This is a genomic window from Arthrobacter sp. TMS2-4 (assembly GCF_054511075.1).
Genome location: NZ_JBTNDI010000020.1, coordinates 1 through 22,502, shown reverse-complemented (window position 1 = coordinate 22,502; position 22,502 = coordinate 1). Strand labels below are relative to the sequence as shown.

The window sequence follows — 22,502 nt, the reverse complement described above, 5'->3', positions numbered from 1 at the left end:
CAGCAGTTGTTGCCCGGTAAGCGGCCCGTCCGCCGTTGCGCGCGAGCTCCCTCGAAATGCTCGAGTGAGACCTGCCCAGGGCCACGGAGATACGGCGCAGCGACAACCCTGCTGCGACACCGCGAGAGATTTCCTCACGCTCCTGATGAGTCAGGTGCCGGGAGTTCCGCCGAGGAACGCTCGGCTTGATGCCGCCGTAGCCCCGAAGAAAGTACTGGACCACGTGCGCCGGCTGCCCCACCCGGTCACCGACCTGACGGAACGACTCGCCGTCCCGCCACCCCTCCCAAATAGTCTGCTGCTGCTCCGTCGTGAACTCCACACGCACCTCCACCACTCATCCTGCCAAGGAGTGGTGCACTGACCGGTTGAGACCGCCACAGTCTTACGAGACACCAAGCAGGAGGCGCCAAGGCTCGAGAGCTTCCCCGAGATTCCGGGGTTCTGACTGTCTCGAAAAGTCGCCTCCCCGTAAAGTGTCTCAGTAGTCGTGTCGCCAGCACTTTGTGAGGCAGACTGCTGGGATGAGGTATCTCGGCTACACCCGCGTGAGTACATCGGCCCAGGACGCGAAGCTGCAACTCGACGCCCTGGTCGCCGCCGGGGTGCAGAAACGCGACGTCTTCGCTGATGTCACCTCGGGCAGCAGGGCAGCGGTCGAGCGCCCCGGGATGCAAAAGCTCCTCGAGTACGCCGGCGAGGGCGACACCGTCGTCGTCTGGCGGGTGGACCGGTTGGGTCGGTCGCTGATCGATGTGCTGAGCACGGTGAACCTGCTGCGGGAGCGGGGGATCCTGGTGCGGTCCCTGTCGGATGGGATCGATCCGGAGACCTCGACGGGGCGGTTGATGCTGAACATGCTGGCGACCCTTGCGGAGTATGAGCGGGAGCTCATCGTCGAACGCGTCAACGCCGGTCTGGTCGCGGCCCGGCAGAATGGCACCCGTTTCGGCCGGCCACCATCGGACCCCAGGGTCATCGCGGCGAAGCTCGCCGTCGTGGCCGACGCCCGCGGCAGAGGAAAGACCGCCGAGGACGCGGCCCGTCTCGTCGGCTGGAGCAGGGCGACCCTGTACCGGCACCAGAAAGCCCAATGAGGCTCCCAGGCATGCAGACTGAACCCGCTCGAGCAGACCGCCCGACCATCAGGAGGCCACGATGATCAGAATCATCCGGTGGTTGCTCACCGCGAGCACCCGCTACAGCTACCTCTTCGGTCGAGCCATCCTCCGGCTGCCGCTGCTCCTCCTGCCCATCGGTCCGCGCGTCCGTAACCAGGTCGCTGGTGCGTTGGCCGTCGGCCTGTGGTTCTTCTCAGCGTGGTTCGTCGCGACCGCAGCCGGGTCGCCATGGTGGGGACAGCTCATGATCGTTGCTGCAGCTGCCCTCGTCGTCGCCGGTGTGGTGCGGATGGAAGGTCGCCGGCCGATCGTCCGGCGGCCGGCGCGCGTCCGATGACGTCCTGGCGGAGGTAGCTCAGGATGAGAACGCGCAAGGGAGAGGCCGCCCGGTTCTGGGAGAAAGTCATCAAGGGCCCGCGGCCGAGTGACTGCTGGATCTGGACCGGCGCCGTCGCTGACGACGGCTACGGGCGGTTCTGGGTCACCAGAGATGGCGGGCAACGCGCCCTGCGGCCGCAACGCTACGCCTACGAACACATCACCGGGGAAACCCTGCACCCCGGAATCGCGCTCATGCATGTCTGCGACGTTCCACTCTGCGTCCACGCTAGCACCGGGGAAGACACACACCTGCTGCCCGGCACCCAGGCGTTGAACATGCTCGACCGATCCCGGAAGGGCCGGCACGCCAACGCCTCATCCTTCCGGTGGCGCGGTGTCGGCCGTATTCAGTTCCACGCCCAGTCACTCGAGCTGCGTACTGCTCTCCTCGAGCACGGATGGAACGAACCGATCATCCGGCCCCTGCTCATGGGCATCGACCCCGAAGCGCCGACCCTTTTCTGACACCGCCGCACCCACACTTGTCTGAGAGTGTCGTCTCTAGGATCGCCCCATGAGTAACGAGCAGCGCACCGTCGGAGCCCTCCGGGACGAGATCATCGCGGCCACCGCCGAGCTCCGCACAGTCGCCCAGGCAGAGCACGACGAGGCCCGCGCCCATGTTGCGGACTGGCTTGATGGACTATTTGCCGGCGTCACGGAGGAGAAGGAACTCCAGGAGGCGTCAACCAAAGCCCTCACCCTGTATCGCGGCGGGATGGGTTCGTTCCAGGACGTCGGTACCGCTGCTTCCGAGCACGTCGTGCGTGGGCTGCGTGCCGCGTTGGAGTACGGTCGAACCCTGGGCGCCGAACCTGTCGCCAGTGAGCCAGCCCCTGCCGCGGGCCCGAGGACTGCGCCCACAAGCCGCATCCCGCGCACTGTCCAGGCCGCCCGGGACGAGATCATCGCCGCCATTGCCGAGCTTCGCGCAGCTGCCGAACTCGGTCAGGATCGGCGTCGAGTCGATGCTGCCGACTGGCTGGAGGAACTGTTCGTCGATGTCGTGGATCGACGGGGTCTGCGCGAAGCGTCAACTCAGGCGCTCACGCTGTACCGCGGCGGGATGGGGTCGTTCCAGGACGTCGGCTACGAGGCGGCAGGGCACGCCGTTGATCGTCTACGCGTTGCTCTGCGGCGAGGCCGATCCTGTTTCCTGCGCAACTCCTGACCCCACCGCAGCACGAGCTGTGCACAAGGCGAGCGTCACACTCGTTCCGGTGGTTGAGTGGGCCCCATGAGGTCCGATGACCAAGGATCAGACACCCCGCACCGGATTCACGTCGCCGAGCCTCACGTGCTACGCGGCCTTCGTCTCCGCTGCAACCTGCTCCGCGACCTCGTCCGCGGTGTCCGCGATCGTCGACGTCGTTCCCGCATCCTTTGAGTCCTTCGCCTTCCCGGCGTCCGCGGATGAGGTGCCGGCACCGTCCAGGGCCCGCTTCATTTCCGCGGTGCTGAGCCCGAGACGGGCGGCGACCGCTGCGCGGCTCTCGCCGGTGTCGAGCATCTGCTGCACCTTCGCGCCGGCTTTCTTCGCGGCCGCTTCCGCGTCCTGCTCGGCTTTGACCAGGATCGCGTCGGCGCGTTCCTGCGCCTCGGCGCGGATCTGCTCTGCCTGCTGCTCCTGCTCGAAGAACTCCGCCGCCAGGTCAATCAGCCGTTCGTGCCGCTCGGTCAGTTCCTGGGCTTTCGCCCTCGCCTTTTCCCGTGCCGCGACCTGCTGCGCTGACTTCCTCGGTGCTGCCATGCTCACTCGTCCCCTTCACTGATCCTGCGCTCACGACCTGTACCTGACACTGCTCCGGCCGCGACTTGCGATCCGACGCACTTTCCCTGCCACACCTAACGGTTAGCGGCCACCGACTAGGGGCCGTCCTCGACCGATCACCGACCATGCCCGACGTCACCGCCGGCCCCCATGAAAGGCCCATGCGGACCTCGCTGACGCTCGGACTGGATCCAACGGACGTTGACCACACGTGGACAGCTCCGAGATAACCCTCACGTCTCTCCGTTGCCCACCTGGTGGATAACGTCCGTTGGCGGTTCCACACATGAGAATGAGCGGTGGATAACGGTGAAGCTGTTACCCACCGCTCATTCTCATGTGCACAACCGCATCGAAAGTCGATGGACCAATCGTACTGGTTTCCACGGCGCTTCATCCCCGGTTTCCTCCTCCGTCGTCACCAGTGCGATTTCGCACCCCTCCAACCAGCACAATCTGTCACACCTCATGCATCCTGATAAGTGAGGTCGACAAGCACCCCGCAGCCCGCGAAGATGAGAGGTGTGATGACCGTCCATAAGCTCAGTGCTGGGGACGGCTACGCCTACTACACCTCCGAGGTCGCCAGCGCCGACGAGCTCCGCGCGGGGGGCCGGGAGCTGGGCGACTACTACACCGTCGAGGGGGTGCCTCCGGGGCAGTGGGTTGGACACTCGGAACAGCTGTTGGGGGTTTCCGGTGAGGTCAGCGAAGCGCAGATGAAGGCCCTGTTCGGTGAGGGCCTGCACCCCGAGGCCGCCAGCATTCTTGCCGCTGGCGGCAGCGCGAACGACGTGAAGCTGGGCCAGAAGTACCACCAGTACGGTGCCGCCAACACGGAGATGACCCGCAGGATCGACGAGGAAGTGGCCCGCTTCCGGCGCACCAGCGGACCCGCCTGGACCGGTGTCGAGAACGCGGACAAGGCGCTACCGACCGAGGTCATGCACGAGATCCGGTCCCGGGTCGGCGGCGAGCTGTTCCGTGCGTTCCATGGCCGGAATGCCCGCAGCAATGAAGAACTCGCCCGCTACATCACCGCGCAGACCACCCCCTCGAAGCAGACCGTCGCCGGGTACGACCTGGTGTTCTCGCCCGCGAAATCGGTATCCCTGCTGTGGGCACTCGGTGGCGACGAAGCCCGCACAGCAGTCGAAACGGCACACAACGAAGCGATCGCCGAGACAATCACCTTCCTTGAGAAAAACGCCACCTACACGCGCCGCGGAAAGAACGGGGTCCGGCAGATCGACGTCGCCGGCGGCCTGGTCGCCACCCAGTTCCGGCACTACGACTCCCGCGCCGGAGACCCCCAGCTGCACGACCACGTCGTCATCGCCAACAAGGTCCGGGGAACCGACGGAAAGTGGTCGTCGGTCGACGGGCGGACCCTCTACAAGATGAACGTCGCGGCCTCCGAGACCTACAACGCGAAGGTCATCGAGAAGGTCTGCGCCTCCCTCGGCGTCAGCACAGTCGCCCGCACAGCTGGTGGCGGAGAGCCCATCTATGAGGTCGCCGGCATCGACCTCGACACCATCCACCGGGCATCCTCACGACGTTCCGACATCGCCGGAACCATCGGCAGACTCGAAGCCGAGTTCGCTGACAAGCACGGCTACGCGCCGAACGAGAAGCAGAAGATCGCCCTCGCGCAGCAGGCCACCCTGGAGACCCGACCGGAGAAGAAGAGTGCCCGCCGCCTGTCGGAGCTGGTCGAGGAATGGCAGCAGGACTACAGCTCGAGCACGAACATGCCGGTCGGACAGGACCTGCTCGAGCACGTCCGCACCGCGAGCACAGGAACGCCCGTCGACGCACTGGTCAATGACCTCGACGTGCACGAGCACGCACGCCTGGTCGTCCACGAGCTGGCCGCGAAGCGTGCCGTCTGGGGACGGAATCACGTCATCGCGCAGACCCGACGGCACCTCAAAGAAGCCTTTCCCGGGCAGACCATCACCGACCAGACCGTGGAGAACGTCACCCGGGAAGCCACCGGGACGCACAGCCTCCAGGTCACCCCGGACACAATCACACCGAAGCTGGCCGAGTTCCTGCGCGCCGATGGGACGAGTCAGTTCCGGCAGGCCGACGTCGCGCTGTTCACCTCGCAGGAGGTGTTGAACGCCGAGCACCGGGTCCTGGCCGCGGGACAGAAGATCGTCATCCCGGCCGTGTCCGCCGAGCGGTTCGACACGATCCTGGCCGAGCACGTCGAGGCCGCTGCCGCCAGTGGGGGACCGGTCTTGTCGCAGGGTCAGATCGACCTCGCACGCGCCTTCGCGACCGACGAGAAGCTCCTGACCCTCGGCATAGGACCCGCCGGCGCGGGCAAGACCACGAGCCTGTCCCTGGCCGCCGACGCCGTCCGTGACAGCGGGGGGAAGGTCATCGGACTGGCACCAACCGCAGCGGCCGCAGCGGTCATGTCCAAGGACATCGGGGCCGACGCGACGACGATCGATGCGTTCCTCATCTCCCACCGGAACCAGCAGGGCCAGCAGAACATGACGGCCAAGGACGGCCACGCCAACGGCGGATCCGCGTTCACTCTCCGTGCCGGGGACGTGATCATCGTCGATGAGGCTGGGATGGTCACCACCCCGAAACTCGCCGAGGTCGTCGGTGTCGCCGCCCGCCACGGTGCCGTGGTGCGTGCGATGGGGGACGACCGGCAGCTCGGCGCGATCGGCTCGGGCGGTGCGCTCCGCCTGCTGAACAACGAGGTCGGCGCGGTCCGCCTCGAGGAGGTTCACCGCTTCCACACGGACGGTGAAGCGACCGCGTCCCTGGCTCTCCGGGAACCGGCAACCGTCGGAGCTGACACCCCCTTCCAGTGGTACGTGGACAACAACCGCGTCACCGCCGGCACGCTTGAGGCCATGACCCAGGACGCTTTCACCGCGTGGATGACCGACACCGCAGCAGGCAAGACGTCGCTGATGATCGCCACTGACAACGCCACCGTCACCGACCTCAACGCCCGCGCCCAAGCCGCCCGTATCGCCACCGGTGACCTAGAAAGCATCACGGAGGCGACGCCGTCCGTGGTCCTCCGCGATGGCCTGCGCGCCTATGCCGGGGACACGGTCGTCACTCGTAAGAACGACCGGAGGCTGCAGGTCAATCAGGGCAAGGACTTCGTCAAGAACAACGACGTCTGGACCGTCGAACAGGTCACCGCTAACCCCGCCACCAACACAGACGCCGACACCGACATCGACACAACGGCCGACGCCGCAGCAGGTGAGGCTGCGGGGCAGGAGCGGCAGCGGGTGATGCTCCGGCACTCCGGCCACGGGGGACGGATCACCGTCGACGCCGACTACCTGAACGAGCACGGGCAGCTCGGCTACGCCGCGACCGTGCACCGCGCCCAGGGCGCGACCGTGGACACCGCGCACGCGATGCTCGACGAGGCCACCGACCGGGCCGGAGCCTACGTCGCCGCCACCCGCGGACGCGAGACGAACAGGCTGTACGTCGCCCTGGGAGATAAGAACGACCAGACCGTGACCCGCGACAGCGTCCTCGCGTCGATCACCGCGAACCACGACCGCACCCTGTCCGCCCACGAAGCAGTACGGCTGGAGGCCGTCCGTACCGGGGACGTCGCGACCCTCGCCGGCGTCTACACCGAGGTAGAAGCAGCAGCATGGACCGCGAAGACCCGTGGCATCGCCGCCGAGGTCATGGGGTCGGAGGCCGCAGTTGCGTTCACTTCGCACGAGTCATGGGGCGCTGTGGCCGCGCACCTGCGGCGGGCTGAGAACGAGGGCCTGGACGCATCGAAGATTCTTGCGCAGGCGTACCGGGAACGCGGGTTCGCTGGCGCTGACGACGCGTCCGCTGTCCTCGCCTTCCGGGTGGAGAACAGGATCGAGACCGCGCAGCAGGTCCGCGCGAACACCGGGCACCGGCCGCTCGGTGCACTGACCGACGATCATCTCGACCGCCTCGCTCAGCAGGCCGGGAAGCAGGCAAGAGGCACAGATGCCGGTCAGTTCCGCCGGATGCCCGGTGAAGCTCCCACGGACGCAGGGTTGGACGCCGGGTTGGATGGAGAGTGGGTTGCCCGACCGTTCGCGCTCCTACACACCATCAGACTCACCGAGACACGCGACAACGCTGTGGAACGGTTGCAGTCCCTCGACCCGACCGCCTCAATCAGTGCTGCCACGAGGAAAGAACAGTGGATGGTGAAGACCATGACGCTCGAGCTGGAACGCCGTCAGGATCTCTCCCTAACGCAGACCGTGATCGAGCGCACCGCCCGTGGTGAGGATCCGCGCAGCGTCCACCAGGTCACGATCGCCGAGGCGATCCACCAAGAACGCCAACTGCGCGACGCCGGTATCCCCACCACGAGCACGCCGGCGTCCACAGAACTCGTCAGCACCAGCACCACCACCGATACGAGCAGGGCAGTGTTCGGCCGGTCCGCCGTCAGCGAGGACATTGCCCCGTCCGTGCTCCTGCAGGACGCACGGGTGCCGAAGGAGTACCGGGAGGAGCTCGACCGGCTCCGGGCGCACCTCGGACAGCGGGTCTCGGTCCGCGGCGCGCAGCTCGCGGAAGAACAACCGGCGTGGGCGTCCGCGCTCGGGCCGATGCCGGCGAAGGTGTCCAAGGCCGCCGAATGGCACAGCATCGCGGCCGAGACCGAGGCGTATCGGAACCGGTACAACATCGGCACTCATGAGACAGCATTGATCCCGAAGCAGTACCAGGACGACCCTGCCGCGCAGCGGCTCATTGCCCGTGCCACGGCCCTGCACAAGCACAGCGCCCTCACGCAGGTCCCGCCACGCAGCAGCGCGCAGGTGCAGCAGACCGCTGACGAAGCAGCGATCACCGACCGCATGAGCGCGAATCAGGCCGCTGCGCGAAGGGCTATCGAACGCCTCCAGGCCGAGCGTGCCACTGCCAGCGACCCCTTGCCGGCATCGCAGCAACGCGAAGCCCGGATCGTCGACGCCCTGCAGTCCACTGAAGCTGCCCCGGCCGCCGTCCAACCTGTGGCGATGCCCGAGGCACAGCCGACACGCTCCGCGCTGGAAGAAGCCGCGATCGCACGCGCGATCGCCCGCCACCGGGCAGGAGCGGGCAACGCCGCAGGGACGACGCCCTCCGACGCTTCCGGGTCCGGCAGTGAGGCAACCGGGCAATCAACCAGTCCCCAGAAGAAGGAGACCCCCATGACTCAGGAAAAGGGTGGCGTCGCAGAAGATGCAGCGCGAAAGAAAGACCGGAGTCAGCGGCAAGCCGAGCTGATTCAGAGCAGGAAAGCGACTGCCGCCGAGCGTCAGGCTCGGGAGGCAACAATCGCCAAGAACGATTCGACTGCCGCGAAACGTCGAGCTGAGCAGACAAAGAACAGCGGCCGGTCACTGTGACCAGCCGCTGTTCATGGTGACTTAGTTACTCCCAGGACCAGTCGGTAGGGGCGCTTCACACGCGAGCACTCTCCGGATGGTTTTCGGCTGGTGCGTGGTGCCGCACTCTCCGAAGGGACCACGCTTGGCGAAAAGGACCGCGGCGTGACTGTCGAAGTGATCGACCCACCAGCCCGACATCCCGCCTTCCGCTTGAGCTTCCACAGCAAGAACGACCACACCGTTCGCTACGCCCTCGGTTGCTCCGAATCACCCGTGGCCGTATCGACGTGCACGTACGAGAACCGGTCGGTTGCGGAGCAACGCGCCCTGCCGGCGGCCGATGAACTCACGGCGGCATTCGAGCAGATCGCATCGGAGAATGCGGAACAGCAGTAAGCACCCAAGAGGAGAGGTCCAGGCCCTTCCCGGCTTTTACCTGACATAATCACGGTTATCGGTGACCGGACATGTGATCTGGTGTGTGATCTGACCATAGATTATGAGGGCCATGCATGGGACGATGGTTGTATGACAGCTGTTGCGGGAGCACGCACCGATTTTCAGGCCCACCGGGATTCGATCCGGTTCCCGGAGGACCAGCTCGTGCGCGAGCTACGCGAAATCCTGGGCGCCAAGCTGGTGGCGTACCTGGGGTCTGTGAAAGAAACCCGTGCCGTCCGCCAGTGGGCTGATGGTGAACGCAAACCGTCAGCGGAGGTTCTTCAGCGGCTACGCGAGGCCTATCATGTGGCGGCGTTACTGCATCAGCGTGATCCGGCCCCCGTCGTGCAGGCCTGGTTCATGGGCATGAACCCCCAGCTTGATGATGTGCCGCCGGCACGACTGCTGCGTGAAGGACGACTCGAGGACGCCGGCCCCGCAGTACTGGCAGCTGCCCGCGCCTTCGCCGCAGCAGGCTAGACCTTGCCATCCCAAACCCTGACGGCGATCACCACCGCGCCGGTGGTTTGGCGGATCGGCTTCACACCTGGCCGTCGAACGCTACCCGTCCGCCACCGACAGCCGATCCCTCAACAGCCTCCTAGTAGATTTTTGGTCGCTTTATCGCGGTCCAAGGAGTAGATTTGAGTGTCACGAGTGAGGAGCTCAACGTCATGAGCATTGCGACCACCACGGGTGCGGCCCACGCCCGCACCGCCCGCCTGGGTATCCGGGAAATCGTTCGTCGCCTCAATGCCGCGCTGGGCGCGACACTGGTGGCGGCTCTGGCAGGAAGCAAGGACCGGAAGATCAGCTACAAGTGGGCTCAGCAGGATGGTCCTACCCCGCATCAGGTGGCCGTGAAACGCCTGCAGTTCGCCTACGCGCAGTGGCTCGTCGTCTCCGAGGCCGAGGGAGAGCACGTGGCGCGCCTGTGGTTCATCGGTGCGAACCCGTGGCTGGATCACGACTCGCCCATCGACGCGATCCGGGAGGACCGGTTCAAGGAAACCGCCGCCGCCGCCAGCGCGATGATCGATGATGGGTTCACCGGTTGAGGCGGACCTGTGGCACGACCGGACTCGCCCTGGTCAGCGGTCCCACCCAGGCGTATCGCGTCGCGAAAGAGTCCTACGGGCCCCTGAATCCCCAGGAGCGTGGGCTGCTCAGCAGCGATCGTTCCACCTGGTACCGGTTCGACACGCCGGGGCGGACGATCTACGCGGCCGAGGACAAGAAAACGGCCTTCCTCGAAGCCCTCTCCTGGGCGCGCATGAGAGCCGCCCATGCGACTTACCTCGAGAAAACTGCGGCGTTCTTCGGCGCGCCCGTCGACACCATCCGGCGCGAGGTCCAGGAGCAATGGCATGCCAACGGCCATATGGCGCCGGGGTGGATCCCGGCCAACTGGCGTGATGGGCGGCTGCTTTTCGAGCTCACCTTCGAACCCGGTCTCTGGGTGGACATCTCCCACGCAGACACGCTGCACGCACTGAACGGCGCGTTGAGCAGCCTCCTGTATGAGATCGACGTCGAGGAAACCCTGACACTGTCCGAGGTCACCAGCGGCCGGCGGGAAGTCACGACCGTCCTCGCGGCCTGGATCAAGGACCAGGTCCTCGACGACGGGTCCTACCCCATGGGCATCAGGTTCCCCTCGAAGCACGGCGCAACCGACACCGGATCCGGGTACTGCTGGGCGTTCTGGCTCCGCCGCGCCGACATAGGCCTCAGCGACGACCCCGTCGCCGCGAGCACAGGTGCGCAGATCCCGGAGAACGATCCCGCCTATGCCTTCGCTCTCTTCCGACACGACATAAAATCGCGCTGATCAGCCCTCGCCCAGAACCCCACCTCCGAACACGCTCTGACCGGCCCGCCCACCGCCAGGCGTGGAACCGGACGGCCTCCCGTCAACGGAATCATCACCGGTCCAGCTGACGCTCTCCAGGGATTCCCCCTGTTGTCGGCGTGATTCGAAGCATGACGCGCCGGGGCTGGACGTGGCCGGAGGTGCACGCAGGTTCCCTGGAGGTGGCGGCTGGCAGGATGGTGGCGTGATGATGAGCGCCGCACAGGAAGAGCCCCGGCCGCTGATCTTGCGGGTGATGGTCTGCCTCGAGGGCAGCGAGCCTGCGATCTGGCGGCTCCTGGACCTCGATCCCGCCCTGACCCTGGACAGGGTGCACGAGGTCCTGCAGGTGGCCGTCGGCTGGCGGGACGCGCACCTGCATTCCTTCACCGACACCGACCCCTACCAGCGGGTCCGGCCCGTCAACGGGATCTCGCCCGAGCCCCGGCGCTGGGTGCCCCAAGACCTGCTCGAGGACAGCGACGGGGCGCTGCCGGAGCGGGACGTCACCATCGGCGCGATCCTGAACCCCGGGTCCGGGCCCGTGTTCTACGAATACGACTTCGGTGACAGCTGGACCCACCGCCTCGACCTCACCGAAATCCTTCCCGCGCCCGCCGGTGCCCCGCGGGCGCGGCTCGTGGACGGGGCACGCCGGGCACCTCTGGAGGACTCCGGCGGCATCGACCGCTACCACGAACTGCTCGACGCCCTCGTGGACCCCGGACACGAGGACCACGACGACCTGACGGCGTGGGTCGCCTGGGTGACCGGACCATGGCAGGACTTCGACCCCGACCAGCTCGACGTCGATGCCGTGAACACCGAACTGGGACAACTCTTCACCGCCCACACCGACACCGTCAGCGGCACCGTCAATGACACGGTTGGGAACGCGGTCGGTGGGACCGTCGATCGATCCGGGGCGGGGAGCCGGTCCATGGTCCGGGACATCACCGATCGGTTGCCTGCTGGGATGCGCCGCGAGTTCCGGTCCTACCTGAACACCGCCGGCCTGGACGAGCCCGCGCTGGTGGACGCAGGCCTCGCCGAAGCGATGACCGCCCCCTATTCCTGGCTCATCCGCCGGATCGGACCCGACGGCATGAATCTCACCGCCGCGGGCTGGCTTCCGCCCGCGGTAGTCCATCAGGCCATGACCGAACTCGGCTGGACCGAGCACTGGCCCGGCAAAGCCAACCGTGAGGACCAGACCCTACCTGTCCTCCGGCTGCGCGGGAGCGCACAACGCCTGGGACTGATCCGCAGGATCAAAGGCCGACTCGTCCTGACTGCTGCCGCAAAGCGGCTGCTCGTAGATCCCGTCGGGCTGTGGCAGTTCCTCGCCCACGCCATCACCCATCGGCACCGCCATGACGCGGAGCGGGACGCCACCGTCCTGCTGCTCATCGACATCGCCGCCGGGAAACACGCCGACTGGGATGACTGCCTCGCCGCTGTCGCTTTCGGGCTCGGCGCCCTCGGCTGGAGGACCCGCGCGGGCGCCGAACTGGAACCCACAGACGTCCACGGACTACTCCGCGAGCCCCGGGAAGCGCTCCGAAACCTCGGCATCCTCACCGGTCATGGACGGACACCACGCACCATCGCCCCGCAGGGACGCGCCTTCGCCTGCGCAGCCCTCCACCCCTAACCACCCCAGAATCCGGTAGAAATTTCATCCATCAAGACCAGACACGGCAGCCCGAAGTGACGTTCACAGGTCTCGGGGACGCCGTTCCACCCGTACCCGTGACGGCCACCCTCGTCACCGACTACCGAGCAGATCTGGCCAAAGCCAGGAACCACCGTCAAAAGCAGCGCGGCTCAGAGGATGCTGCGCTCGAACGGACTCACCGTCCGCCAACTTGACGAAAGATTAATTACCGGCGATCAGAAGCTAACTGGGGAGCGCACGTGGCGAAGCTTGTACTGGTTGCGTATGCGAGACAGCTGTTCGGCGCCGATCGGAGTACCTGCAGGTCTCTACGGCGAGTATTGAAAGACCCTTGCATGCCGACCACTGTCTTGTATGGCGTGAGGGGAGTGCGCATTAGTTGATGCGACCAACGAAAGTTTGTATTGCTACCGCTGCCGCGCCTCGTGCCCAGACCCCAAAATCGGGGTCCCCAACCAGTATCTTCACTGCTGACGCTTCGGGATCGCGATCGCTTCGAAGCGCTTCATCGATACTCACTTGCGCAACGGAAACGAATCCGATGCCTTCTCCAGCGAGGATGACCGTGTTGACCATGGTGAGATTGGCTACGGCCGCGATCATCCGGCCGAGGGCCTGGCCTGCTGTTCGGATGACGGAGAGGGCTACGGGGTCGCCTGCCCCGGCCAGGGCCAGCACGTCTTCGTAGGAGACGTCGCGGCCGAGGCCGTCAGCGACGAGCCTGCAGATGCTCGGAATGGAGAGCATGGCGGTCGAGCAGCCCTTGTGCCCGTCGATGCAGACGGGGCCGTTGGCGTCGAGTGGGAAATGGCCGCCCAGCCCAAGGCCGGTATCAGGGGTGATGATCTGGCTACCGCGTAGGACAAGGCCGTAGCCGACTCCTGCGCCGGTGGTGATCACGGCGAAGTCATCAAGGCCCCGGCCAAGCCCGAACCAGTGCTCAGCTTCGGTCAGCGCGACAACATCGTTTGCAACGACGACCGGGAGCCCCAGCTCCCTCTCAAGCGCTCCCCCAAGATCAATGTTCCGCCATCCCAGAAACGGTGCGCGGGCCACCAGGTGAGAGCCGCGAACCTGGCCGCCGACGGACACGCCGAGAGCAGAAGGTAGCTTCGTGCCAACGCCTAGACTCAGGCGCGTCACCAGCTCACCGACGGCTTCGACGACGTGCTCCAGCGAACTGCCTTTGAGGTCAGTGACGTCTTCGCCGAGCACCGAGGCTCGTAGGTCTGTCGCCACACCGAAGGCCTGCTGACCTGTGAGCTTCACCCCTATATGCCACTGTGCATCCATCCGGACGTCCAGTGGCCTGACAGGACGACCGACCCCTGCCACGCCGGCTTCAGCGGTCTCGATAAGGAAGCCATCCTCAAGAAGAGGTTTGCTCAGACGTGTGAGGCTCGCCGCCGAGAGGCCGAGCCTACGAGCGAGGGCGCCACGGGTGATAGGCCCATGAATGAGCACCTCCCGCACGAGTTCATGCCTGGGTGACAAGTCCTCCGGTGCTGGCATGAAGCCCTCCCGGCGCTGGGCAGGTTCGTGATCCTCCAGCGTCGATCCAGTCACACTCATACCCCGATCATGCCCTACTGATGATTATTTCCCTAGGGGAAGGAAGTGCCTCATTCAAGATCGCAGCCTCTCGATGTGTGCCGAATCCTCCATATGATGCTTGACGTGTGATTAATTTCACCGTAGAAATTACTCATGCAACGAAGCACCGACACTCACGCCAGCATGAACCCCTCTCTCTCGCCCGCAGGACCTGCCCTGCATCTGCGCTCGGGGGGCACCAGTGTCGTGCTGGACACGACGACTTCGGGCTTACCGACGATCGTGTGGTGGGGCGCCGATCTCGGTGACATCGGTGATGACGTTCTGAACGGACTTCTGGTTACCGCCCGCCCGCAGCGCGTCTCCGGCGGCATCGACGAACCAGCACGCCTCACACTGCTCCCCCAGGAATTTGATGGGTGGCAGGGCACCCCTGCAATCATGGGCAGCCGCTCCGGACGGAGCGCGTGGACCGCCTTCCGCACCACGGCGATCAGTACAGACCGCAGCACTGACAGCGCCGACACCACGGTCAGCGAGATCGTGGTGTCCGCTGTGGACGATGACGCTCATCTCTCGCTCACCATCGAACTCACCCTCGATCAACAGGGACTGCTGCATCAGGTGCTCACCCTGACGAACACCCACACCGGTGCGGCAGACGCCAGTGATCCGGACTTTGACCTCGTCGAGCTCGCCGCGGTGTTCCCTGTACCGGCGACTGCTTCCGAGATCCTCGATACGACGGGACGGCACCTGCGCGAGAGAACCCCGCAGCGCCACCCCCTGACGACGGGCCGGCACGACAGGGAGAGCCGTCGCGGTCGTCCGGGCGCTGACGCGACACTTCTTCTCGCGGCAGGCACGCGGGGCTTCGGTTTCGAGCGCGGAACAGTGCATGCAGTGCACCTGGCTTGGAGCGGCAACCACCGCTTGAGTGTGGAGCGCACGGTCACGGGTCTGACCCAGCTGCGCGCCGCCGAGCTCCTGACCCCCGGGGAGATTCGCCTGGCCCCGGGTGAGAGCTACACGACACCTCCCGCAGTGGCCAGTTGGGGCGACGGGCTGACCGAGCTTTCCAGCCGCTTCCACGATGCGCTGCGAGCCCGCCCCCACCACCCGTCATCGCCGCGCCCAGTGACCTTGAATACGTGGGAGGCCGTCTACTTCGACCACGACCTCGCCCGACTGTCGGCTTTGGCTGATGCTGGCGCCAGGGTCGGCGTCGAGCGGTTCGTGCTCGATGACGGCTGGTTCCGTGGTCGCAGGGACGACACTGCGGGCCTCGGAGACTGGCAGGTCGATCAGACCGTATGGCCTCACGGCCTGACACCACTGATCGATCACGTCTCCGACCTCGGCATGCAATTCGGCCTTTGGGTCGAACCCGAGATGGTGAACCCTGATAGCGATCTTGCCCGGGAACATCCGGACTGGGTGCTGGGGGCAGGGCCTCACCTGCCGGTCTCGGCGCGCCAGCAGCAGGTTTTGGACCTGTCCAATCCTTTTGCCTGGCAGCACATTCTCGAGCAGCTCGACGCGGTACTGACCGAGTACGACATCGCCTACCTCAAGTGGGATCACAACCGCGACCTGCTCGAGGCGTTCAGCCCTGCCACGGGGCGCCCGGCCGTGCACGAGAATGTGGTTGCGCTGTACCGCCTCCTGGATGAGCTGAAAGTCCGGCACCCGGGTGTTGAGATCGAGAGCTGCGCCTCAGGTGGCGCCCGGGTGGATCTGGGCGTCCTCGAGCACACCGACCGGATCTGGACCAGCGATTGCATCGACCCGCTCGAGCGCCTGACGATCCAGAAATTCACCAACCTGCTGGTGCCGTACGAGCTGATGGGAGCCCACATCAGTGGGCCTCAGTCCCACTCGACCGGCCGTCGGCACGATCTCGCGTTACGGGCAGGAGTCGCACTGCCCGGCCACTTCGGCATCGAGTGGGACCTCTCTGGGCTCGACTCGGAGGAACTCGACCAGGTAGCCGCGTGGGTGAAGGCCCACAAGGGGCACCGGGATCTCCTGCACACGGGTCGGGCGGTCTTCGCCGACCTCGTCGATGACAGCGCCGACGTGCGTGGTGTAGTCGCCGCCGATGGATCCGCGGCCCTCTTCACCTACACGCAGGTCACCACCAGCACCAGTTACCCGGCTGCTCCCGTGACCTTCCCTGGGCTGGACGAGGACCGGCGCTACAGCGTCCGCCTCACCGAGCCCACCCCTGAGCTGGCCGGCCCCGGCCAGTCACCGTTGCCCTGGACCCTCGAGCCCGTCGTCCTGACCGGTCGTGCGCTCTCCACCCAGGGCCTGCAGGCACCCGTCCTGTTCCCCGAGCAGTTGCTGCTCATCGAATTCACCGCCGTCGACTGAACCGTCAGCTGCACCAGCGCAAGGAGGCGCCCTTCATGATTCACCTTCCCACCCACCCCACTCGTCGCCTTGGTACGCCACCACGACGACGCCCCATTCATCGGATAGCGTCCCGGTTCGTCGCCGGATCGGTCGGCCTCGTCCTGGCAGGGGCAGCGTTGACCGGATGCGGGACCGACAGCTCCGACGGCGTGGTCACCCTCGACTTCTTCCAGTTCAAACCCGAAGCAGTCGCTGACTTCGCGAAGATCATCGAAGACTTCGAAGCCGAGAACCCTGATATCAGGGTCATCCAAAACGCAGTGCCCGACCCTGACACCGCGATCCGCACACTTCTGGTCAAGGACAAAGTCCCCGATGTCCTGACACTGAATGCCAGCGGAAACTTTGGCGAGCTCGCTCGGGCCTGCGTCTTCGCGGACCTCTCGGGCGAACCCTCCGCGGAAAACGTCAACCCCGCCGTCCAGGACATCGTCCAGGCACTGGGCACCTGCGAGCAGGAAGGCGACGGTGAAGTCAACGCCCTGCCGTTCGCCAGCAACGCCTCCGGCATCATCTATAACCCTGAAATCTTCGCCACCAACGGCGTCAAAGTACCGACGACCTGGGATGAACTGATCGCAGCAGCCGAAACCTTCACCGCGAACGGGGTCACTCCCTTCTACTGCACCATGAAGGACGCGTGGACTGCAGGGCCGGCGTTCGTGAACCTCGGCGGAACGCTGATGCCGGACGGATTCTTTGACGACCTGAGGGAGCAGGGCTCGGACATCGACGGAGGCGCGGTGTCCTTCAGCAAGGACTTCCAGACCGCCATGGAGAAGGAAGTTCAGCTCTACTCCTACTGCCAGGACGACATCGCGAGCCGCGACTACAACGCCGGCAACGCGGCCTTCGCCAACGGCGAGTCGGCCATGTACCTGCAGGGCTCATACGCGATTCCCGCGATCCGGGCCACGAACCCCGACGCGGCCATCGGCACCTTCCCCTACCCGGTGACCGACGACGCCGATGCGCGCCTCGTCGTCTCCGGCGTCGACGTCGGCATCTCCATGGGGCGCACCACCGAACACCCGGACGAAGCCAAACGCTTCATCGACTACATGATGTCCCCCGAAGTGGTGCAGGCCTACTCCGTTTCGCAGAGCACCTTCTCGCCCCTGAACCAGGCGGAGCCGAACCCCGACCCCGCCCTTGCCGGCCTCGAGCCCTACTTCAGTCGAGGCAAGATCATCGGCTTCATCGACCACCAGATCCCGGCGTCGATCCCGCTCGTCAACATGCTGCAGACCCTCGTCCTGACCGGGGATGTGCCGACCTTCCTGGCCGACCTCGACGGCGAATGGGGCAAGGTCGCCGCGCGCACTGCCACCCAGAGAGAAGGTAAGTGATGACCGCCACCGCACCCCCACCAGCCGCCGGCCCCAAGATGCAGGCCCGCGCCGCTTCGACAGCCGTGCCGGCACCGCGTCGGAACAAGCAGGGCAGGACACCCCGGGCCTTCTACTGGATGGTCGTCCCCGCCGTCGTGATCTTTTTCGGCCTGCACACGATCCCGGTCATCACAGGCATGTTCTTCAGCCTCACCAACTACGCCGGGTACGGCACCTGGAGCTTCGTGGGGCTCTCGAACTACCTCAACCTGTTCCGCGACGACCGCGTCATCGCCTCGTACCTGTTCACCTTCGGGTTCGCGATCGTTTCCACGATCGCCGTCAACGTGATCTCCCTGGCCATCGCCCTCGGGCTCAACTCGCGCATCAAGTTCCGCACCGCTTTCCGCGGGATCTTCTTCATCCCCTACGTGCTGGCGATCCTCATCATCGGCTACGTCTTCAACTACCTCTTCGCCAACTCCTTCCCGGCGATCCTGCAGGCAATCGGGATCCAGGGCGCCAACATCCTCGCTGACCCGCAATGGGCATGGGTGGGCATCGTCATCACGACGGTGTGGCAGGCATGCGCCTTCAACGTGATCCTCTATCTCGCAGGACTGCAAACCATCCCCGGCGAACTCTACGAAGCCGCCGGCATCGACGGCGCATCATCCTGGCGCCAGTTCCGCTCCATCACCTTCCCGCTGATCGGCGCCTACTTCACCATCAACATGGTGCTGTCGTTCAAATCATTCCTGCAGGTGTTCGACCAGATCGTCGCCCTGACCAACGGCGGGCCTGGCACCTCCACGGAATCCATCGCCCTGGTCATCTTCCGCGGCGGATTCCAGGGCGGCGAGTACGGATACCAGATGGCCAACGCCGTCATGTACCTCGTCGTGATCATCGTCGTGTCGTTCATCCAATTGCGGTTCCTTCAGCGCAGAGAGGCTTCCTTCTGATGAGCTCCACCCTCCAGGGCGCCGAAGCCCTCCAGACGACTACCACTCCCACACCTCGACGCCGTCGCCGGCTCGACGGCGGCACCGGAGGCACCAACTGGTGGCTCACCGCCCTCATCGCGGTCTGCTCACTCACCGTCCTGCTGCCGCTCTACTTCACCATCGTCACCGCGCTCAAAGGGCCCGATCAGCTCGGAGGCACCGGCTTCGAACTGCCCACCGAGATCCGGTGGCAGAACTTCGCCGACGCCTACCAACTGACCAACTTCCCCCGGGCGCTCCTGAACACGGCACTGATCACGGTCGGCGCCGTCGTCCTAACCCTGTTCACCAACTCACTCGTCGCCTACGCCATCGCCCGGAACATGCACAAGAAGTTCTTCCGCGGACTGTACTTCTACTTCCTCGCGGCGATCTTCGTCCCCTTTCCCATCATCATGTTGCCGGTCGTGAAAGAGACCGCACTTCTGGGCCTGGACACCCCCGTCGGACTCGTCTTGCTGTACACGGTGTACGGACTGTCGTTCAATATCTTCATCTTCACCGCATACATCAAGTCCATTCCGATCGAGCTCGAAGAAGCAGCCCTCATGGACGGCGCCAGCACCTGGGGCGTGTTCTGGAAAGTCGTCTTCCCACTGCTGGCACCCATGAACGCCACCGTGGGCATCCTCACCTGCGTCTGGGCGTGGAACGACTTCCTGCTTCCACTGGTGATCCTCTCAGACCCGTCGGCTCGAACGCTGCCTCTGGCTCAGTTCATTTTCCAGGGCCAGTTCAATACCAACTACACCATCGCCTTCGCGTCCTACCTGATGGCCCTCGCACCCCTGCTGGTCGTCTACATCATCGCTCAGAAATGGGTCGTCAGCGGAGTCATGCGCGGATCAACCAAGTAGGCGGATCCTTACCCCACCTCTGAGAAGTACCCATGAAGCGCTGGTCCAGAACGAGCGGAGCTCACTGGACCAGCGCTTCCGCTGCTCAGCAGCAAGGGCTCACCTGAAGCCCTTCGGTCGGTGCTAGACAGTAACTCGTGAGCGGGCACCACGTCGGGCGAAGAAGGTGCGGTCGAGGGAAAAGCGGTCGGATCCGGTGAAGGCGATGGCTGGGGCTGCAGCGCAGCCCGAAACTCCGGATCAGACCGGCACCGAAACTGCTGTCCCGACTCCCCCAGATGCTCGAAACCAAGCGCAACGTCCCCGCCCTGGTCCTCACCCACCTCGGAAATCCGGCAGCATCGAACCCCCTCGGACGGCGCTGTTCCCCCACCTGTTCCCCGAGGAGACCGCACCGCTGAACCACTCCCGATTCCTGTTCCTGGACCCCCGTTCCCAGATCTTCTACCCGGACTGGGAAACCAGCGCCCGTGGATTTGTCTCCGCACTGCGCCTCCTCGCCGGCCACGACCCCTCAGACCGGGCACCGATGAACACGTCGGAGAGCTATCCACCCACAGCACTGACTTCCGTACCGGGTGGGGAGGACACACCGTGCGTACCCACGCCACCGGAACCAAACGCATCAACCACCCCGTTGTCAGAGACATGACCATCGGCTACGACGTTCTGACCATCAACTCCACACCCGGCCTGAACCTCACCACCTACCTCACCGAACACGGACGCCCCTCCGCCGACGCCCTGGACCTCCTGCGCAGCTGGAACGCCGACCACCAAGCCGCGCTGAAAAGTATCTAGAACAGTCCTGACGGGCACACGCTGAGGATCCGTCGCTAAACGATCAGTACAGCGACGATGACGGCACCTTCCAGGCGTCATGATCGGGACTGTAAGGAAAACGGTGTGTGAGGATCCGGCCTGATCCGAGAGGAGATGGCCGTGAACGACTTCACGACCGAAGTATCAGAGGCGATGATCGATCCTGTGACGGGAGAGATCATCGATCAGAAGGACCTTGCCGAACGGCTGCTCGCCCAAGCCAAGGAGCAGGGCGTGAGCCTCATCGGCCCTGGCGGCCTGCTGAACCAGCTCACCAAGAACGTCCTCGAGACTGCGCTTGAGGCGGAGCTGACTGAGCACCTCGGGCACGAGCATGGGCAGACGCCGGTCGCGGAGAACATGCGCAACGGCACCCGAGTGAAGACCGTGCTGACCGAGATCGGGCCGGTCGAGATCGAGGTGCCACGGGACCGGGATGGGTCGTTCGAGCCGGTGATTGTGCCCAAGCGGAAGCGGCGCCTGGATGGCATCGACGAGATCGTGCTCTCCCTGTCCGCCCGCGGGCTGACGACCGGTGAGATTGCCGCGCACTTCGAGGAGGTCTACGGGGCGAAGGTCTCCAAAGACACCATCAGCCGAATCACCGAGAAGGTCGCCGGCGAGTTGGCCGAGTGGTCCTCCCGGCCGCTGGACCCGCTCTACCCGGTCCTGTTCGTCGACGCGATCGTGGTGAAAGTCCGTGACGGGCAGGTCCGCAACACCCCGTTCTATGTCGTTATGGGCGTCACTGTGAACGGTGAACGCGACATCCTCGGGATCTGGGCCGGCGACGGAGGCGAGGGTGCGAGGTTCTGGCTGCAGGTCTTCTCCGAGCTGAAGAACCGTGGCATCCAGGACGTGCTCGTCGCCGTCTGCGACGGGCTCAAGGGCCTGCCGGAAGCGATCACGACCACCTGGGAACGGACCGTGGTGCAGCAGTGCATCGTGCACCTGATCCGCAACAGCTTCCGCTACGCCGGTCGGCAGCACCGCGACGGGATCGTGAAGGCGCTCAAACCCGTTTACACGGCCCCATCGGAGCAGGCTGCGAAGGACCGGTTCGCGGAGTTCACCGCCGAGTGGGGTGGCCGGTATCCGGCGATCGTGAAGCTCTGGGAATCTTCCTGGGCGGAGTTCGTGCCGTTCCTGGAGTACGACGTGGAGATCCGCCGGGTGATCTGCACGACGAATGCGATCGAGTCGATCAACGCCCGCTACCGCCGGGCAGTCAGGGCCAGAGGGCACTTTCCGAACGAGACCGCAGCTTTGAAGTGTCTTTATCTCGTGACCCGGTCTCTTGACCCCTCCGGCGGCGGCAGAGCACGCTGGGTGATCAGGTGGAAGCCAGCGCTCAACGCGTTCGCGATTACCTTCGCGGGCCGATTCGAAAGAACCACTCACTGATGAAAACCGCCGGACCCCACACACCGTTTATCGGACAGTCCCTCATGATCAGCTGTTGTGATCGAGGTCGAGGCATTCCGGGCGGGAGAGCTCCCGCCAGGCGGACGTCACGCGCGCGCTGGGTAGGGTCGCGGCAAACGGCATCTGATTAATTCCAACCTGCTGCGCGAGGTCGAGGCTAGTGAGCGCGGCGATATCGCGGATCGCACCTTGTCGCGTACCGGGTTTAGTGGAGGCTCGGAACTGACGCTTCGACGGTAGTCGAGGCGGTGTTGTGACGGTAGTGGTTGGTCTCGTGCTCGGCCGGTGGGATCAGTCCGATCTCGCCGTGCAGGCGTCGATGGTTGAACCAGTCGATGTACTCAGCCGTGGTGATCTCCAGGTCGTCGATGCCTTTCCAGGGGCCCTTGTTGCGGACGAGCTCGGCTTTGAAGAGCGAGTTGAACGCCTCGGCGAGGGCGTTGTCGTAGGAGTCGCCAGTGGT

19 protein-coding genes and 2 pseudogenes are annotated in these 22,502 nt (G+C 65.2%); 16 read left to right on the top strand and 5 right to left on the bottom strand.

The window, feature by feature from the left end:
* Positions 1–328 (bottom strand): helix-turn-helix domain-containing protein (locus ACX80F_RS16275; protein WP_459337427.1); only part of this gene is annotated, 328 nt, incomplete at its 3' end.
* A gap of 196 nt (positions 329–524) precedes the next feature.
* Here ACX80F_RS16275 and ACX80F_RS16270 point away from each other — a divergent pair.
* The 4 genes from ACX80F_RS16270 to ACX80F_RS16255 all read left to right on the top strand — a co-directional run bounded on the left by ACX80F_RS16270 (position 525) and on the right by ACX80F_RS16255 (position 2,673).
* Complete coding sequence (locus ACX80F_RS16270) at positions 525–1,097, top strand: recombinase family protein (RefSeq protein ID WP_459337424.1); 573 nt, start codon at positions 525–527, stop codon at positions 1,095–1,097.
* A 61-nt stretch (positions 1,098–1,158) separates the two neighbouring features.
* Complete coding sequence (locus ACX80F_RS16265; RefSeq protein WP_459337423.1) at positions 1,159–1,458, top strand: hypothetical protein; 300 nt, start codon at positions 1,159–1,161, stop codon at positions 1,456–1,458.
* A gap of 23 nt (positions 1,459–1,481) precedes the next feature.
* Positions 1,482–1,967 carry a hypothetical protein gene (locus ACX80F_RS16260; RefSeq protein ID WP_459337422.1) on the top strand — a complete coding sequence of 162 codons (486 nt, stop codon included), beginning with the start codon at positions 1,482–1,484 and terminating at the stop codon, positions 1,965–1,967.
* Between the two features lie 49 nt (positions 1,968–2,016).
* Positions 2,017–2,673, top strand: coding sequence for a DUF6966 domain-containing protein (locus ACX80F_RS16255; RefSeq protein WP_459337421.1), 657 nt, complete (start codon positions 2,017–2,019; stop codon positions 2,671–2,673).
* A gap of 129 nt (positions 2,674–2,802) precedes the next feature.
* On the opposite strand, the gene ACX80F_RS16250 is transcribed toward ACX80F_RS16255, so the two are convergent.
* Positions 2,803–3,252 (bottom strand): hypothetical protein, encoded by a 450-nt coding sequence (locus ACX80F_RS16250; RefSeq protein WP_459337420.1) that lies wholly within the window; start codon positions 3,250–3,252, stop codon positions 2,803–2,805.
* A gap of 548 nt (positions 3,253–3,800) precedes the next feature.
* On the opposite strand from ACX80F_RS16250, the gene mobF reads away from it, so the two are divergent.
* Positions 3,801–8,672, top strand: a complete 4,872-nt coding sequence (mobF, locus tag ACX80F_RS16245) for a MobF family relaxase (protein ID WP_459337419.1) — start codon at positions 3,801–3,803, stop codon at positions 8,670–8,672.
* A 21-nt stretch (positions 8,673–8,693) separates the two neighbouring features.
* Here the strand turns inward: mobF and ACX80F_RS16240 are convergent, their stop codons facing one another.
* Positions 8,694–8,852, bottom strand: a complete 159-nt coding sequence (locus ACX80F_RS16240; protein ID WP_459337426.1) for a DUF4913 domain-containing protein — start codon at positions 8,850–8,852, stop codon at positions 8,694–8,696.
* On the opposite strand from ACX80F_RS16240, the gene ACX80F_RS16235 reads away from it, so the two are divergent.
* The 5 genes from ACX80F_RS16235 to ACX80F_RS16215 all read left to right on the top strand — a co-directional run bounded on the left by ACX80F_RS16235 (position 8,817) and on the right by ACX80F_RS16215 (position 12,601).
* Positions 8,817–9,050 (top strand): hypothetical protein, encoded by a 234-nt coding sequence (locus ACX80F_RS16235; RefSeq protein ID WP_459337428.1) that lies wholly within the window; start codon positions 8,817–8,819, stop codon positions 9,048–9,050. The two genes, ACX80F_RS16240 and ACX80F_RS16235, sit on opposite strands and share 36 nt — an antisense overlap.
* Before the next feature lie 132 nt (positions 9,051–9,182).
* Complete coding sequence (locus ACX80F_RS16230) at positions 9,183–9,575, top strand: hypothetical protein (protein WP_459337418.1); 393 nt, start codon at positions 9,183–9,185, stop codon at positions 9,573–9,575.
* Between the two features lie 164 nt (positions 9,576–9,739).
* Positions 9,740–10,153 (top strand): hypothetical protein, encoded by a 414-nt coding sequence (locus tag ACX80F_RS16225; protein WP_459337417.1) that lies wholly within the window; start codon positions 9,740–9,742, stop codon positions 10,151–10,153.
* A complete protein-coding gene (locus ACX80F_RS16220; protein WP_459337416.1) occupies positions 10,150–10,926 on the top strand; it encodes a hypothetical protein in 777 nt (258 codons plus the stop codon). The genes ACX80F_RS16225 and ACX80F_RS16220 overlap by 4 nt, the downstream gene beginning before the upstream one ends.
* Before the next feature lie 229 nt (positions 10,927–11,155).
* A complete protein-coding gene (locus ACX80F_RS16215) occupies positions 11,156–12,601 on the top strand; it encodes a plasmid pRiA4b ORF-3 family protein (RefSeq protein WP_459337415.1) in 1,446 nt (481 codons plus the stop codon).
* A gap of 399 nt (positions 12,602–13,000) precedes the next feature.
* Here the strand turns inward: ACX80F_RS16215 and ACX80F_RS16210 are convergent, their stop codons facing one another.
* On the bottom strand, positions 13,001–14,197 hold the full coding sequence (locus tag ACX80F_RS16210; RefSeq protein WP_459337414.1) for an ROK family protein: 1,197 nt from the start codon (positions 14,195–14,197) through the stop codon (positions 13,001–13,003).
* Between the two features lie 165 nt (positions 14,198–14,362).
* Between ACX80F_RS16210 and ACX80F_RS16205 the strand changes: the two genes are divergently transcribed.
* The 6 genes and pseudogenes from ACX80F_RS16205 (at position 14,363) to ACX80F_RS16180 (ending at position 22,018) form a co-directional block, all read left to right on the top strand.
* Positions 14,363–16,555, top strand: coding sequence for an alpha-galactosidase (locus ACX80F_RS16205; protein WP_459337413.1), 2,193 nt, complete (start codon positions 14,363–14,365; stop codon positions 16,553–16,555).
* Between the two features lie 35 nt (positions 16,556–16,590).
* Positions 16,591–17,946 (top strand): ABC transporter substrate-binding protein, encoded by a 1,356-nt coding sequence (locus ACX80F_RS16200; protein WP_459337412.1) that lies wholly within the window; start codon positions 16,591–16,593, stop codon positions 17,944–17,946.
* A complete protein-coding gene (locus tag ACX80F_RS16195; protein ID WP_459337411.1) occupies positions 17,946–18,893 on the top strand; it encodes a carbohydrate ABC transporter permease in 948 nt (315 codons plus the stop codon). Before ACX80F_RS16200 ends, ACX80F_RS16195 begins: the two co-directional genes overlap by 1 nt.
* Complete coding sequence (locus tag ACX80F_RS16190) at positions 18,893–19,792, top strand: carbohydrate ABC transporter permease (RefSeq protein ID WP_459337410.1); 900 nt, start codon at positions 18,893–18,895, stop codon at positions 19,790–19,792. Before ACX80F_RS16195 ends, ACX80F_RS16190 begins: the two co-directional genes overlap by 1 nt.
* A 205-nt stretch (positions 19,793–19,997) precedes the next feature.
* Positions 19,998–20,593 (top strand): annotated as a pseudogene (locus ACX80F_RS16185) (MmyB family transcriptional regulator).
* Positions 20,594–20,767: 174 nt separating this feature from the next.
* Positions 20,768–22,018, top strand: coding sequence for an IS256 family transposase (locus ACX80F_RS16180; protein WP_459337425.1), 1,251 nt, complete (start codon positions 20,768–20,770; stop codon positions 22,016–22,018).
* Between the two features lie 280 nt (positions 22,019–22,298).
* Here the strand turns inward: ACX80F_RS16180 and ACX80F_RS16175 are convergent.
* Positions 22,299–22,502 (bottom strand): annotated as a pseudogene (locus ACX80F_RS16175) (integrase core domain-containing protein); the annotation flags it as partial.